Consider the following 14,621-nt stretch of genomic DNA (forward strand, 5'->3'; position numbering starts at 1 on the left):
CATCCGGCGCCTGCGGGTCTCGCAGCCACTTCTCGGTGATTCGGATGCCGGACCGTGGTACGGATTACGGTGACGCTAGCGGGACCTGCGATGCCGGTCAACATCTCCGAGGTCAGGATTTCCGGCGACCACCGGCACGCGTACCGGACGTGCACCGCGGAGACCCCGCCCTCAGACCTTCCGCACCGCGTCCACGAACTTGATCATCCCAGGCCGTTGACGCCGAACATTTCCGCACCCGGCGATGGCCGGGTCGGGGTGACGCACACGTCCGCGCCCGGGGCACGAAAGACGCGCCCCTTGACGCTGGTCGGGCCTCCACCCAAGATGTCCCATGTCACGCACTACGGAACTGGGTCCGGTATCCGGACCAAGGAGGTTCGGCTCATGATCACAACGTCGGTGGTGCAACTCCTTGAGCACGAGCGGCTGGTGTACGCGCCCGGGGCATGGGACGGTCTCTCGGCTCGCCTCATCGAGCGCGTCGGCTTCCGCGCCGTCTGCTCCTCCGGATACGCCATATCGGCGTCACTCGGAATGCCCGACGCCGAGCTCTACACCATGACCGAGAACATCGGCGCGATCCGCCGTATCCGCGAAGGCTGTTCTCTTCCCCTGATCGCCGACATCGACACGGGCTACGGCAACGCCGTGAACGTCATGCGCACGGTCAACCAGGCGCGCAACGCGGGCGCGAGCGCCGTCTTCATGGAGGACCAGGTGGCGCCCAAGAAAGAGCCGCTGTGGGTCAACCAGCCGGTACCGCTGATTCCGATCGAGGAGGCCGCCGGAAAGATCCGCGCCGCGAAGGACGCCGCTGACGGCATCCTGATCATTGCTCGGACGGATGCTCACGGGGAGGACGCGCGTCGCCGCCTCGCCGCGTACCGAGCCGCTGGTGCCGACCTCCTCATGCCCGTGACGCGCTCGTTCAGCTCTGTCGAGGAGTGGTCGGACGCGAGCGAGGAACTGGGCGGTGACCTCGTGTCGACCATCACCGCCGGGACGTGGGTCGAGAAGGAGTTCACTCGAGAAGTCCTCCTCGAACTCGGAGTACGCATCGCACTGTTGCCGAACCAAGCCGTTCACGCTGCGGCGGGAGCGATCGCTAACGCCCTGCAGCGGCTGTACGACGGAGAACTGGCGACGGACGTGACTGCCGACGGTATGGCTCCGAAGGAGATCCCCGCACTGCTCGGGTTCCCCGAAATTCTCGAGCTACAGGCGAAGTACCACGCGTCGCAGTCCGAGCTGACTGCCATCGAAGGAGGCATGTGATGGGCAGCACGATCACGGAGAAGATTCTCGCGCGGGCCGGCGGTCTTCCCGTGGTGCGTCCCGGCCAGAACGCACCGTTCCGCCCCGACTACATGGTCGCCTACGACTTCCCGGGCTATACGGACGTCATGTTCCGGCAGATGGCGGACGACTTCGGGATAACAACGGTCAGCGACCCCGAGCGGTACGTGCTGTTCATCGACCACCTGGTGACGAGGAACGACGAGCGCGAGCAACAGATGCACCAGGTCACCCGCGACTGGGGACGCGCGAACGGCGTCGAGGTGCACGAGGGACTGGGGATCGGGCACCAGGTGGCCGCCGAGCTCGGCTACGCCATCCCTGGCAACTTCCTGGTCCACTTCGACGGACACATCAGCGGGCTCGGTGCCTTTGGCGCGCTCGGCTGGGGTGTCCGCAAGGATCTGCTCGAAGCGTGGGTCTCCGGCGCCGTCTACCTCGACGTACCGCGGACCACGCAGTTTCACCTTAGCGGCGCATTCGCCCCCGGAGTGGACAACCGCGACCTCATTCATCACATCATCGCGAGGTACGGCGCTGACGCGTGTGCACACCAGGTGATGGAGTACGTCGGCCCCGGCGCCGAGGCGATGTCCATCGACCGCCGCCAGGGACTGTGCGCCATGGCAATGTTTACTGGAGCCGTTTCGGCGATTTTCAATCCCGATGAGACCTCACTCGCATACGCCCGGCGCGTCGCCCGCAAGCCGTTCGAGCCTGTCTACAGCGACCCGGACGCCGAGTACGCGGCCAAGCACATGATCGACCTGGACGACCTGTCACCGCAGGTGGTGCTGCCCGGGTCAGCGAAGTCGGCCAACACGAAACGGATCGAGGACGTGACCGGGGTCGAAGTCAAGCACGCCTACATCGGGTCGTGCGCGAGCGGGAGGATCGAGGAGATCCGAGCCGCCGCGGAGATCCTGAAAGGCAAGAAGGTCGCGCCCGGGGTCAACTTCAACGTTGTTCCAACCTCCGAGCGGATCTACGCACAGGCGAAGGCGGAGGGACTGCTCGACATCCTCGCGGAGGCCGGTGCCCGCATCGCCCACGCATCGTGCGACTTCTGCATCGGCTACGCGTCCCCGCTGCAGGCAGGCGACAAGTGCATCTCGACCGGAGTGCTGAACATTTCAGGGCGCATGGGCAGCACCGAAGCCGAGATCTACATGGGTAGCGCCTACACGGTAGCCGCATCGGCGCTGACCGGTCGTATCACAGACCCCCGCGAGGTGGTAACCGCATGAGCAAGCCAGACTCGCCAGCCGTCCCGGCCGTACTCAAGGGTCGGGTGGCCTGGATTTTCGATTCGGACTTCGATGTCGACCTAATCATCGGCGTCGAGAACATCAAGTACTACGACCCCGACAAGCTCGCCTCGGTGTGCATGAAGGCGTACGACCCGAACTTCGTCAACGACTGCCGCCCCGGAGACATCATCGTCGGCGGTCGGAACTTCGGCTACGGGCACCCGCACTACCCGGCGATGATCGCGATGCGCAACGCGGGGATTGTCGCCGTTGTCGCCGAGTCGTTCGCACCCGGATTCTGGCGGGGCGAGTTGTATCAGGGGATGCCACTGGTCGCCGTACCGGGCATCTCGTCGGCGGTCCAACGGTGGGATGACGTGGAAGTCGACTGGCGGACCGCCACCGTGCGGGTCGTGTCATCAGGACAGGTGTTGCAGGGCAAGGCCCCGAGCGGGCACGCGATCGAGGTCATCGAGGCCGGCGGTGGGTTTAACCTGCTGCGCCAGAAGTACGGTGCCGATGCAGCTGCCGCTGCCCCATCCGCCGCGTCGGCATAGCAGCGGCTGCCCGTACCGCTATGCCGGAATACGACCTGGTCTGCGTCGGAGGCGGCCTGGGCGGCTTGGCCGCTGCTGCCGTTGCCGCCTCCTCGGGCCTGCGGGTCCTTGTCATCGAGGCCTCCCAATACCTGGGCGGCGGCGGCGCGTACAGCGGCGGCCTGCTGTGGGCGCCCGGCGCACCCGACGACGACCCACCCGACAGCGTCGACGCCGCCGACGCCTACCTCCGCTACGCTCAGGGTGAACGCAACTCCGACGACAATCTCCGCCGCAAGATCCTCACCTCGGCGCAGGAGGCACTGGGGTTCTACCGTTCACTCGGCATCGACTTCGAGGTGGTTCCGGGAAACCCGGACGTCTACTACCCCGATGCGCCCGGCTCGATGCCGAGCGGACGGATGCTGGAGTGCGCCATCGAGGGCACTCGACTTCGGCGACTGCGATCGCACCTGTCCCCCTCCCCGCACTACCGCACGGGCTTGCGGCACCGCGAACTGTTCGACAGCACGCGGACGCCCCAGCAGATCGAGGCGCTGTTCGCCGAGCGCCAGCGTGATGACTTTCTGACGATGGGCACCGGCCTGGCGGCTGCCTTCGTGCGAGCGGCGCTAGTTCAGCAGGACGTCGACTGGGTCCTCGGACATCGCGTCCAGCGGCTGATCGAACGGTCGGGCCGGGTCAGCGGTGTCCGCGCGGTCGACCCCGGTGGGCACGAGTCGGAGTTCTTCGCCCGACGTGGCGTCCTCCTAGCGACGGGCGGCTACGGCTGGGCCGACTTCGCGGCCGACCTCGAGGGGCTGCCCGACTTCGTCGAAGCCGGACCGCCATCGATCCGCGGTGATCACTTGGGTCTCGCGGAAGCGGCCGGCGCGGCGGTGGTACGCGGTGGTGGGCCCCAGTTCTCGATGGGCGCGCACCTGCAATCCAAGGACGTCCACAGCGGCACGGGGGCTCACCTCTACAGCCAACTGTTCGACGTCATGGGACTGCCGCACACCATGGTCGTCAACCGCGCCGGACACCGCTTCGGCGACGAAAGCTACTACGTGGGCATCAACTCAGCCCTTCTGCGGTGGGATCCGGCTTGTCGGCGATGGGAAAACTTCCCCTGCTACCTGCTGTTCGACGAGCAGTTCCGGAAGAACTACCGCCTTGGCACGCTGCCTGCCGGCGCCGCCTACCCCGACACGATCGCCCGGGCGGACACCCTGGAGGCGCTGGCCGCGACCGTCGGGATTGACGCTGACGCCCTCGCCCAGACCGTCTCCGACTTCAACGCAAACGCCGACCTCGGCATCGACCCGGTTTACGACCGAGGATCGAAGGCTTTTGTCCGGCGTCGATACGGCGACGCGCGGCACCAACCGAACCCCAACCTGGGAGCCGTCGCCGAACCGCCCTTCTACGCGCTTCCGCTGCGGCTGCTCGGCATCGGGGTGTGCACGTTCGGTCTACAGACCGACGCGGACGCCCGGGTACTACGACGCGACGGGACGCCGATCCCCGGGCTGTTCGCCACCGGTAACGCCGTCGCGACCACGGAATTCCGCGGCTACGTGACCGGATACGCCAACACCCGCAACATCGCCATGGCCTACCGGGCCGGCTGCGCCGTCAGCGCAGACTCCTGATCGAGCAAGAGAGGAACGTGCTTCTCGTGACAACCCAACTTGACCGGGTCACGTACACGGCCACGGCTACCGCAACCGGTGGGCGCGCAGGAAACGTGCGATCGGACGACGGCTTCCTGGACGTCGATCTACGCGCGCCCAAGGAGATGGGTGGGCCAGGTGGGGCGACAAACCCCGAACAGCTCTTCGCCGCCGGCTACGCCGCCTGCTTCCAAGCGTCCATCGGTGCCGCCGGCCGGCGGATGAAGGTCGACACGTCGGGATCGCTCGTAACCTGCCACGTGAGCATGGGTCCGGTCGGGACCGGCTACGGCCTGGCGGTCCGCCTTGTTGTCGAAATACCGAACGTCGACGAGGCCACCTGCCAGAAGTTGACCGAGGAGGCACACCAGATCTGTCCGTACTCAGCCGCCACCCGGGGAAACATCGAGGTGGACATCCAGGCACGCCCTGCGGGCTGACGCCTCCTCATCACCAGCCACTCATCACGTCCACGTGCCGGCGGTGCGGCGTTCCACGTCGCGCGCCGGCACGCGGGCGAGAACCCGGAAGGGATCCGATAGGGATGACGCAGCCGTCCGTCCACCTAGCTGAGGCTTCGAGCCACGATGACCGTGAAGCCGACGACACGCTCACCGCGGAGAACGTCGCCCAATTGAAGGGTGTGACCCGCGAGGAGCAGGACTCGTTTGGGGTCCGTAGCCAGAACCTGGTCGAGCAGGCGATCGCACATAAGGACGACGGCCCGCGGGCGGGTGTGACGCTGGAGAAGGTCGCCCAGCTCGAGCCGGTATTCCGACCGGACGGCACGGTGACCGCCGGCAACGGCGGCCCGCTCAACGGCGCGGCGGCCGTGATCATGTCCGACACCAAGGTCACCGAACTCGGGCTCACCCCACTGGCGCGGATCGCCTCGACCGGCGTCGGCGCCCTGTCGCCGGAAACCATGGGACTGAGCCTGGTCGAGGCGTCGAAGCGGGCGCTGGTCCGCGCAGGGATGAGCATCGACGACATCGACCTGGTCGAGATCAACGAGGCCCTCGCCGCGCAGGTGATCCCCTCCGCCCGAGACCTCGGCGTCGACTTCGGCAACTTCAATGTCAACGCCGGCACGATCGCGGTCGGCCACCCATTCGGGATCACCGGGGCCCGGATCACCAGCACGCTGATCAATTCGCTGCAGTTCCACGACAAGCAGTTCGGCTTGGAAACGACGTGTGTCGGTGGCGACCAGAGAATGGCCATCGTGCCAGAGGGGCTGTCCTGATGGGCAACAGGTTCGACGGCAAGGTCGCCATCATCACCGGAGCCAGCCGCGGCATCGGCATCGGCATCGCCGAACGGCTCGTCGCTGGCGGTGCGAAGGTGTGCATCACGGCCCGCAAGCAGAAAGCGCTTGACGCGGCGGTGCAGTCGCTCGGCGGCCCGAAGAACGCGATCGCGGCCGCAGGCAAGGGCGACGACGTGGACCACCAGCGCGACGCGATCGACAGGACAATCGAAACGTTCGGCAGCGTCGACATGCTGGTGAACAACACCGGCATCAACCCGGTCTACGGGCCCATGGTCGACCTCGACCTCGACGCCGCGCGAAAGATCTTCGAGGTGAACTGCCTGGCCGCGCTGTCGTGGGTGCAGCAGGCCCACCGGGCCTGGATGGGTGAGCACGGCGGGTCGGTCGTGAACGTCTCCTCGGTCGCCGGATTGAAACCGGCCCCGGGGATCGGGTTCTACGGAGCCAGCAAGGCGATGCTCGCGCACATCACCGCCGAGCTTGCGGTGGAACTCGGGCCACGGATCCGGGTCAACGGTGTGGCTCCCGCGGTGGTGAAGACCAGGTTCGCGACCGCGTTGTACGAGGGCAAGGAGGACGAGGTCGCCTCCGCGTACCCCCTCAGGCGGCTCGGTGTTCCGGACGACGTCGGTGGTGCGATCGCCTTCCTGCTCTCCGACGACGCCGCCTGGGTCACCGGGCAGATCCTGGTCGTTGACGGTGGACTCACCCTGACCGGAGGAGTGTGACCGTGGCGGGCATCGACGCCCGCGACAGGGGTGAGGTGGTCACCGGTGCCGATCGCGGCATCGGACACGCGATGGCCGCGAAGCTCGGTGCCGGTGGCGCCACGGGCCAAGAACCGCAGCACGATCACTTGCTGATCCTGCCGCATCCGCAAGTCAGAAAGTACTACCGCCGCGGGCTCAGTGGGATGCGCAAGCTCCAGCGGCGACTGAATGAAGGAGGGTTCCGCGGATGAAGGCCTGGCAGGTGCACCAGCTCGGTGAGCCGCGCGAGGTGCTGCGGCTGCAGAAGGTGCCCGACCTCGAGCCTGCCGCCGGGAGGCTCGTGGTGCGGGTGTGTGCTGCTGCGGCCAACTTCCCCGACGTGTTGATGTGCCGGGGCAGGTACCAGGTAAAGCCGGAGCTACCGTTCACACCCGGCATCGAACTCTGCGGTGAGGTGGTCGCACTGGGTGAAGGTGCGACCGGCTTCGCGGTCGGCAATCGGGTGATCGGTGCATCGGTGCTTCCCGCCGGCGGTTTCTCCGAGTACGCGGTGATGGACCCGGCCACCACGTTCCCGGCCCCTGAGTGCCTCGATGACGCCGAGGCGTCCGCGTTCTATATCGGCTACCAGACCGGATGGTTCGGGCTGCACCGCAGGGCCCGGTTACAGGCCGGGGAGACACTGCTCGTGCATGCGGCAGCCGGCGGCGTGGGCAGCGCGGCCGTCCAGCTCGGCAAGGCAGCCGGGGCCCGGGTGGTCGGTGTGGTCGGAGGACCAGACAAGGCCGAGGTGGCCAGGGCTCTGGGCGCGGACGTCGTCGTCGATCGTCGTTCCGAGGACTTCGTCGCGGTCGTCAAGGAGTTCACCGACGGCCGCGGCGCCGATGTCGTCTACGACCCGGTCGGCGGTGAGGCCTACCAGCGTTCGACCAAGTGCATCGCGTTCGAGGGGCGGATCCTGGTGGTCGGCTTCGCCGGCGGCGACATCCAGTCCGCCGCCCTCAACCACGCGCTGGTCAAGAGCTACTCGATCGTCGGGCTGCACTGGGGCCTGTACAACCAGCACGATCCCGCGGCCGTCCGGCAGTGCCACGACGAGCTGTCCAAGCTGGCAGCCGACGGCCTGGTCAAGCCGCTGGTCAGCGAACGGCTCGACCTTGGCGATGTCGCCGAGGGCCTGCAGCGGTTGGCGGACGGTACGACGGTCGGCCGAGTCACCTACCTGGCCTGACCCCCACACCGCCGATCCGGATCCCATGCTGCCGATCGAGGAGGAGCAGATGACGTACGACGAGCGAGTGACCGCCGCTGCGGTGGTCTTCGACTACGGCGGTGTTCTCACCAGCCCAGTGCGTGACTCGATCGCGGCCTGGCTGAAGCGGGACGGGATCGACCCAGTGTCGTTCTCCAGAACATTGAAGGCGTGGATGTCCCGATCCGCGCCCGAGGGCACACCGATCCACCGCCTGGAGACCGGTGAGCTTGCCGCCGCGCAGTTCGATACCCTGCTCGCCGCGGAACTGGTCGCCACCGATGGTGGACCGGTCGCCCCCAACGGGCTGCTGCAGGCACTGTTCGCCGAGATGCGCCCGGACCCGTTGATGTTCGACCTCGTCGAAGAGCTCAAGTCCGCCGGCGTGCGGGTCGCCCTGCTGTCCAATAGCTGGGGCAACACCTACCCGCGGGAGCTGATCGACGCGTTGTTCGACCCGGTGGTCATCTCTGGCGAGGTCGGGATGCGTAAACCGAACCCGGAGATCTTCGCGCACACCCTGAAGCTGCTCGGTGTCGAGCCCGGTGCGGCGGTGTTCGTCGACGACGCCGTCGCGAACATTGAGGGTGCGAGACGGGCAGGCCTGCAGGCGGTCCTGCACATCGACGTACACGAAACAAGAAGTCAGCTTGCTCGGCACGTTGCGGGCCTGAACACCACCACACCACAGCTGGAGGAGACTCCGTGACCGCGATCCGTCGTACCGCCATCGTCAACGGAGCCGCACGCGGCACCGGCGCCGCCGTCGCCAAGCGGCTCAGCGAGGACGGGTTCGCAGCCGCCGTACTTGACCTGGACGAGTCGGCGGGCAAGCCGGTCGTCGAGGAGATCGGCTTCATCGAGACCGAGAGGACCGCAACCACCGTTGCCCCGGGTCGGTGTCCCGTTCGAGGACTTCAAAGCGGCTGCCGCCGCGCAGATCCCGCTAGGCCGCGTCGGTCAGCCCCACGACATCGCCGCCACTGTCTCATTCTTCGCGTGGGAGGACGCATCGTTCGTCTCCGGCCCAGGTCATCTACGTCGCTGGCGGACCGCGCGACTGAGATGCCGTGAACGTACGTTGGCGGCTCTTCGCACTCATGGCGACACATGTACGGACATCACCCCGCGTCACAGGAGTAGGCAATGCAGAGTTCAACGGGCTCGACGAGTTCGAGGGCAGGCAGTCGGGTCCCACAGGGTCCACGCGGGTGCCGAGACCATCTCCGTGCTGGTGCCCTGATGAGTGAGCAGGTGGATACAGCCAGCCGGGGCCTTGCCGGCGACGACCTTGCAGCGGGCAACCCTCCGGGACTCGACCTGGCAAAGTTCGAGGCGTTCCTCCAGCGCGCCTGCCCGGGCACGGTTGGGGGGCCGTTGCGGGCGCGGGTGATCGCGGGTGGCAAGTCCAACCTCACCTACGAGGTTACCGACGGCAGCAGCTGGTGGATCGTACGTCGGCCGCCGCTCGGTCACGTCCTCGCGACCGCCCACGACATGACCCGCGAGTACCGGGTGATCAGCGCGCTGCAGGGCACCGACGTGCCGGTACCGCAAACGTTCGCGCTGTGTGAGGACCCGGACGTGGTCGGCGCTCCGTTCTACGTGATGCAGCGGGTGGACGGTACGCCGTACCGCCACGCCGCACAGCTGCGACCACTAGGCGTGGAACGCGTCAACGCCATCTCCACCCGGATGGTCGACGCCCTCGCTGCGCTGCACCGCGTCGACCCCGCCGCCATCGGCCTCAGCGACTTCGGCCGCCCGGACGGCTTCCTCACCCGTCAGGTCCGACGCTGGCGCAAACAGCTCGACGCCTCCCGCAGCCGGGACCTCGCCGGCGCCGAACAGTTGCACGCGCTGCTGGAGGCCAACATGCCGACGGCCGGGTCGGCGCCCGCCATCGTGCACGGCGACTACCGGCTGGACAACCTGCTGGTCGACCGCGACGACCAGATTGCCGCGGTGATCGACTGGGAGATGGCCACCATCGGGGATCCGCTCACCGACGTCGCGCTGCTGCTTGTCTATCAACGGATGCCCGCGCTCGACGGCGGGTACGTCGTCACCGACGCCTGCACCGCCCCGGGCTTCATCACCGACACCGAGATCCTCCGTTGCTATGCCGCAGCCAGCGGACGGGACCTGTCGCGGCTGGGCTTTCATCTCGCACTCGCCTACTTCAAGATCGCCGTGATCCTCGAAGGCATCCACTACCGCCACACCCACGGGCAGACCGTCGGCCAGGGGTTCGAAACCATCGGCACCATCGTTGAGCCCCTGATCGCCGCCGGACTCACCTCGCTGAAGGAGCACAACTGATGGACTTCGCGTTCGATCCCAGAACCGAAGAGCTGCGCGAGAAGCTGCTCGCGTTCATGGATGAGAAGATCCACCCAGCCGAACCGGTGTTCGCCGAGCAACTCGCGGCCCTACACGATCCCTGGGCCTGGTCCACCGTCCCGGTCCTGAGGCAGTTGCGGGCCGAGGCCCGCGTCCGAGGCTTGTGGAACCTCTTCCTGCCCGGCGAGCACGGCGTCGGCCTGACCAACCTGCAGTACGCTCCCCTCGCCGAGATCACCGGGCGCAGCGGCCACCTCGCGCCGGCCGCCCTGAACTGCGCCGCCCCGGACACCGGCAACATGGAGGTTCTCTCCACGTTCGGCACCGACCAGCAAAAGAAGCAATGGCTGCAACCGCTGCTCGCCGGCGAGATCCGCTCGTCGTTCGCGATGACCGAACCCGACGTCGCATCCTCCGACGCCACCAACATCGCCACCCGCATCGATCGCGACGGCGACGACTACGTCATCAACGGCCGCAAATGGTGGATCACCGGGGCGATGAACCCCGAGGCGAAGATCTTCATCGTGATGGGCAAGACCGACCCGTCGGCCGAGCGACACCGCCAGCAGAGCCAGATCCTCGTCCCGCGCGACACCCCCGGCCTGACGATCAAACGCGGCATGCAGGTGTTCGGATACGACGACCGCGACCACGGAGGCCACGCGGAACTCGAGTTCACCGACGTACGAGTCCCCGCCTCGAACCTCATCGGTGGCGAGGGGGACGGGTTCGCCATCGCCCAGGCACGACTCGGCCCCGGCCGCATCCACCACTGCATGCGATCGATCGGCGTCGCCGAACGCGCCATCGAGCTGATGTGCGCCCGCGCCTCTGATCGGGTCGCGTTCGGGAAGCCGCTCGCCGAACAGGGTGTCGTCCGGGACTGGATCGCAGAGTCGCGGGTGCGGGTGGAGCAGCTGCGGCTACTCGTACTCAAGGCCGCCTGGTTGATGGACACCGTCGGGAACAAGGGCGCGCACACCGAGATCCAGGCAATCAAGATAGCGGCGCCGAAGACCGTCGAGTGGATCCTGGACAAGGCCATCCAGGTACACGGCGCCGGCGGACTGAGCCAGGACTTCCCGCTGGCCGCATCGTTCGCCGGGATCCGCACCCTGCGGTTCGCCGACGGCCCAGACGAAGTACACAAGAACGCGCTAGCCCGCAACGAGCTCAAGCGCCAGACGAATGCGAGAACCGCATGAGTGAACAGCTTGCTGTCCAGGACCACGTACGGCCAGCCGTCGTCGGCGACCCGCTGTAACGCCTCGTGCCGACAGCCGCTGACACGGGCGAAGGTGACTCCGACCGACGTTCGATCGCCGTGGTGTGGACGGTGACCATGGATGCAATCGACCACAAGAACCCGCTCGCCACCACGGTGCTGGACCTGCTCGCTTGGCTGGCCGCTGACGAGCTGCCCGACAGCGTGCTGCTCCCGCTTTCCGACAACTCCCGGGATGTCGCCGACGCATTGTCTTTGCTGGCCTCGTACTCCATGATCAGCCGTCGTGCCGGCGGCACGACAGTGCACCGGCTGGTCCAGTCTGTTACCCGCAGCGCCGCAACAACGGCTGGGCAGGCGAAGGCTGTTGGTGACCTTGCGGCTGAGCTTCTTCTTATCGCTGTGCCGGATGATCCGGCCATGAACCTGGCAGGCTGGCCGCTGTGGACAGCGCTGCTGCCCCACATCAAAGCGCTGGTGGAACACACTGCACAGGAGCAGATCAGCGCCGACTTGCTGTGGCTGCGGGATCGCGCAGCGACCTTCCAACAGAATCAGGGAAACCTGACCGCCGCAATCGCCGAGTTCGAGCAGATCGTCGCCGCCAGCGAACGTCTGCTGGGATCTGAACATCGCAACTCCCTGACCGCGCGGGGCAACCTCGCCAGCGCTCTATGGCAGGCCGGACGCACGAACGATGCGATCGCCATCGAGGAGCAAACCGCCACCGAGTGGGAGCGGCTGTTCGGGGTCGGGCACGAGGGCACGTTGACCGCTCGCGCCAACCTCGCCGTCTCCTACCGGCAGGCGGGCCAGTTCAGCAAGGCGATCGATATCCAGGAGAGGCTGCTGGCCCCGTACGAGCGCGTCTACGGTGCGGAGAACCTCAGTACCTTGCGTCTGCGTGACAACCACGCAGCCTCCTACCGGTACGCGGGCCGGTTCGCTGAAGCAGTCGCGTTCTCGGAAGCCGTTGTCGCCGACTTCGAACGCCTGCTCGGTGCCGAGCATCCCGCGACATTGGAGGCCAGCAGCAACCTGGCAATTTCGTACCGGCTGGAGGGACGTCCTGATAAGGCCATTCTCATCGAGGAGGAGGTCCTGGCTGTCCGTGAGCGATTGTTTGATCCGAAGCATCCGGACACGCTGACCGCTCGAGACAACCTCGCCGGATCGTACCGGCAGGCGGATAGAATCGACGACGCCACCGCGCTGTCGGAACAGGTCGTGCCGGACTTCGAACGCCTGCTCGGTGTCGATCATCCAGATACGATCAATGCCCGTAGCGGCCTCGGCCTCAACTATGCACTTGCCGGCCGCACCGATGAGGCGACAGCCATCTTCGAACGGCTTGTCGCCGACACCGACCGACTACTCGGCAGCGATCACCCGGACGCGAGGGCGGCGAGCGTCATGTTGAGTCACCTACGCACCGGCGACTGGCGGGCCAGCATGGTCCAAAGGCGCGGGTCTTGAGATGTGGCCGAACGCATTATCGGCAGCCGATCTCTGTCTAACGTCGGGCATGTAAGTCTCGGAAGAATGATCCTCAGTCGATTTGCCTGTCAAGAGGCGTGCAAGGCTCGCTGACGCCCATAGGCGGATCTGCCGATTAGCGGGCACCCAACAATGCCGATGCGCAAAGTAGCCTTCAGGGATGACTGCCGACTCGGGTCATGTCAGCCCCTCGACGGGCCGGTGCCGGCAGAGCGATTTTGCCAGATCGCTCGCGCCGTGCGCGAGAATATCACTTTCGGAGTGGACCTCGTCATGGTTCACTACGAGAAACGGTCCGAGGGTGTCAGCCTCGTGCAGCGCCGCGCCCGCCATCACTGTTTAAGCTGCGGTTTGGTTCGGAGCGCAACGACTGGTGGTGACCACCCGGCTTGCCGCGTTTTCACGTCCGCTGGACAGGTATGCCGTCGCCCTGCCAGGAGTCGCGGTTGCGAACGCCGTCGAGCTGGACCCGGAGATCTGCGTCAGCCAGCGATGGCGTTGCTTGCAGCATCGGCTGGTCCCTGGCACCCACCTGCGCCTGCGCGGACGGTACGGCCGCGCTGCCCAGCTCCGTCAGGTCATCATCGACGATCCGTGAACCCAGCACGAGTTTTATCTGCTGGTCACGGAGCCGTTCGGCCGCGTCGGCTACGCGAAGGCGCTGTTGCACCTCTGTCCAGCTCATAATGGGCTTCTCCGCCTCGACCGCGGTACCCGCAAGGTGCGTCACGTCAGCTGGCTCAACCTGCACTGCGGCCGGCTCGAGCTCCACGGACGCAGCGGCCTCAACGGCAGCTCTAGCTCGTCTAGCCTTCCAATCCGCCACGGTCTGCTTACCCCACGCCCAGGCCTTCGGGCCCCCTGTCTCAAAAACCCAATCCACGGTCTTCATCCCAGCGAGGACAAGGGCGTCGGCCAATGCATCGACGGCGCCGTTATCGCCGCGCTGCAACGGCCGCCCGGCGGCAACGCGCTGGCGGTGCTCCGGCGGTTCCCGAGGACGCTCAGCCAGGTCCTCTTCGGTGGGCAGCGTGATCGTCATCTCCCCGGCTTTGCGTGAACTGCCCGGTAGACGTGTTGCTGGGCTGTAGCTGCCCGGCTTCTTCCGCGAGTCGAACGGTTCTTGCCCGTCCTCCCACTCCGCCACCACAAGCCTTCTCGGCACCGCTATCCCCCTGTCCCAGCCGTCCACACCGCACCGCAGGCGAAGCCCTCACGAGCCCTATCCGCCGGACCACTATGTTCGCAGACCCTGTCACGGCCGGCCGTCGGTGGACAAACCCGTCGGCAGCTCTGCCTGCCAGTCGTCCGGCTGCTTACGTTCCATCGACTGTCAGGACGAAGTTGGCCCCATCGCCCCTTGCCGCGCGACTCCACCGTCTGTGACCGAGGGCGCGGATCTGCCGATGAGAACGCGTTTGATCATGCCGATGTGAGGGCGTTCGAAGGCGGCCAGCGGAGAGTTCAGGGTATAGGAGTTGATCACTAGGGGATGTCGTCACGTTGAGAACGCATGGTGGCGCCGTCGAATCCTGGTTCCTTCCTGTACGAGAAGGG

13 protein-coding genes and 2 pseudogenes are annotated in these 14,621 nt (G+C 66.6%); 14 read left to right on the forward strand and 1 reads right to left on the reverse strand.

Features of this window, described 5'->3' with window-relative positions; all coding sequences use genetic code 11:
• Positions 1 to 387: 387 nt before the first annotated feature.
• The 14 genes and pseudogenes from OG811_RS32080 to OG811_RS32145 all read left to right on the forward strand — a co-directional run bounded on the left by OG811_RS32080 (position 388) and on the right by OG811_RS32145 (position 13,043).
• On the forward strand, positions 388 to 1,278 hold the full coding sequence (locus OG811_RS32080) for an oxaloacetate decarboxylase (protein ID WP_406071092.1): 891 nt from the start codon (positions 388 to 390) through the stop codon (positions 1,276 to 1,278).
• Positions 1,278 to 2,546 carry an aconitase family protein gene (locus OG811_RS32085; protein ID WP_406071094.1) on the forward strand — a complete coding sequence of 423 codons (1,269 nt, stop codon included), beginning with the start codon at positions 1,278 to 1,280 and terminating at the stop codon, positions 2,544 to 2,546. Before OG811_RS32080 ends, OG811_RS32085 begins: the two co-directional genes overlap by 1 nt.
• Positions 2,543 to 3,106 carry a hypothetical protein gene (locus tag OG811_RS32090; protein ID WP_406071096.1) on the forward strand — a complete coding sequence of 188 codons (564 nt, stop codon included), beginning with the start codon at positions 2,543 to 2,545 and terminating at the stop codon, positions 3,104 to 3,106. The genes OG811_RS32085 and OG811_RS32090 overlap by 4 nt, the downstream gene beginning before the upstream one ends.
• Positions 3,107 to 3,126: 20 nt before the next feature.
• A complete protein-coding gene (locus tag OG811_RS32095; protein ID WP_406071098.1) occupies positions 3,127 to 4,740 on the forward strand; it encodes an FAD-dependent oxidoreductase in 1,614 nt (537 codons plus the stop codon).
• A 95-nt stretch (positions 4,741 to 4,835) separates the two neighbouring features.
• Complete coding sequence (locus tag OG811_RS32100) at positions 4,836 to 5,201, forward strand: organic hydroperoxide resistance protein (protein WP_406071099.1); 366 nt, start codon at positions 4,836 to 4,838, stop codon at positions 5,199 to 5,201.
• Between the two features lie 173 nt (positions 5,202 to 5,374).
• A pseudogene (locus OG811_RS32105) lies at positions 5,375 to 6,007 on the forward strand (acetyl-CoA C-acyltransferase); the annotation flags it as partial.
• Positions 6,007 to 6,762 carry an SDR family oxidoreductase gene (locus OG811_RS32110; RefSeq protein WP_406071100.1) on the forward strand — a complete coding sequence of 252 codons (756 nt, stop codon included), beginning with the start codon at positions 6,007 to 6,009 and terminating at the stop codon, positions 6,760 to 6,762. The pseudogene OG811_RS32105 and the gene OG811_RS32110, both read left to right, overlap by 1 nt.
• A 2-nt stretch (positions 6,763 to 6,764) precedes the next feature.
• On the forward strand, positions 6,765 to 6,995 hold the full coding sequence (locus tag OG811_RS32115; protein ID WP_406071101.1) for a hypothetical protein: 231 nt from the start codon (positions 6,765 to 6,767) through the stop codon (positions 6,993 to 6,995).
• Positions 6,992 to 7,975, forward strand: a complete 984-nt coding sequence (locus tag OG811_RS32120; RefSeq protein ID WP_406071103.1) for an NADPH:quinone oxidoreductase family protein — start codon at positions 6,992 to 6,994, stop codon at positions 7,973 to 7,975. The genes OG811_RS32115 and OG811_RS32120 overlap by 4 nt, the downstream gene beginning before the upstream one ends.
• 49 nt (positions 7,976 to 8,024) lie before the next feature.
• Complete coding sequence (locus OG811_RS32125) at positions 8,025 to 8,705, forward strand: HAD family hydrolase (RefSeq protein WP_406071104.1); 681 nt, start codon at positions 8,025 to 8,027, stop codon at positions 8,703 to 8,705.
• A 143-nt stretch (positions 8,706 to 8,848) separates the two neighbouring features.
• Positions 8,849 to 9,060: pseudogene (locus tag OG811_RS32130) on the forward strand (SDR family oxidoreductase); the annotation flags it as partial.
• Between the two features lie 178 nt (positions 9,061 to 9,238).
• The gene (locus OG811_RS32135) at positions 9,239 to 10,318 is read left to right on the forward strand and encodes a phosphotransferase family protein (protein ID WP_406071105.1); all 1,080 of its coding nucleotides are present in this window, start codon (positions 9,239 to 9,241) and stop codon (positions 10,316 to 10,318) included.
• Complete coding sequence (locus OG811_RS32140; protein ID WP_406071107.1) at positions 10,318 to 11,547, forward strand: acyl-CoA dehydrogenase family protein; 1,230 nt, start codon at positions 10,318 to 10,320, stop codon at positions 11,545 to 11,547. The genes OG811_RS32135 and OG811_RS32140 overlap by 1 nt, the downstream gene beginning before the upstream one ends.
• Positions 11,548 to 11,684: 137 nt before the next feature.
• Positions 11,685 to 13,043 (forward strand): tetratricopeptide repeat protein, encoded by a 1,359-nt coding sequence (locus OG811_RS32145; RefSeq protein ID WP_406075999.1) that lies wholly within the window; start codon positions 11,685 to 11,687, stop codon positions 13,041 to 13,043.
• Positions 13,044 to 13,464: 421 nt separating this feature from the next.
• On the opposite strand, the gene OG811_RS32150 is transcribed toward OG811_RS32145, so the two are convergent.
• Complete coding sequence (locus tag OG811_RS32150; protein ID WP_406071109.1) at positions 13,465 to 14,256, reverse strand: hypothetical protein; 792 nt, start codon at positions 14,254 to 14,256, stop codon at positions 13,465 to 13,467.
• Positions 14,257 to 14,621 lie beyond the last annotated feature (365 nt).

The organism is Micromonospora sp. NBC_01638, assembly GCF_045209745.1.
Taxonomy (GTDB): Bacteria; Actinomycetota; Actinomycetes; order Mycobacteriales; family Micromonosporaceae; genus Micromonospora.

Coding starts and splice junctions, on each gene's coding strand:
- OG811_RS32145 (WP_406075999.1), top strand. CDS start 11,685: ATGGATGCAATCGACCACAAGAACCCGCTCGCCACCACGGTGCTGGAC.
- OG811_RS32140 (WP_406071107.1), top strand. CDS start 10,318: ATGGACTTCGCGTTCGATCCCAGAACCGAAGAGCTGCGCGAGAAGCTG.
- OG811_RS32080 (WP_406071092.1), top strand. CDS start 388: ATGATCACAACGTCGGTGGTGCAACTCCTTGAGCACGAGCGGCTGGTG.
- OG811_RS32095 (WP_406071098.1), top strand. CDS start 3,127: ATGCCGGAATACGACCTGGTCTGCGTCGGAGGCGGCCTGGGCGGCTTG.
- OG811_RS32120 (WP_406071103.1), top strand. CDS start 6,992: ATGAAGGCCTGGCAGGTGCACCAGCTCGGTGAGCCGCGCGAGGTGCTG.
- OG811_RS32110 (WP_406071100.1), top strand. CDS start 6,007: ATGGGCAACAGGTTCGACGGCAAGGTCGCCATCATCACCGGAGCCAGC.
- OG811_RS32090 (WP_406071096.1), top strand. CDS start 2,543: ATGAGCAAGCCAGACTCGCCAGCCGTCCCGGCCGTACTCAAGGGTCGG.
- OG811_RS32125 (WP_406071104.1), top strand. CDS start 8,025: ATGACGTACGACGAGCGAGTGACCGCCGCTGCGGTGGTCTTCGACTAC.
- OG811_RS32135 (WP_406071105.1), top strand. CDS start 9,239: ATGAGTGAGCAGGTGGATACAGCCAGCCGGGGCCTTGCCGGCGACGAC.
- OG811_RS32085 (WP_406071094.1), top strand. CDS start 1,278: ATGGGCAGCACGATCACGGAGAAGATTCTCGCGCGGGCCGGCGGTCTT.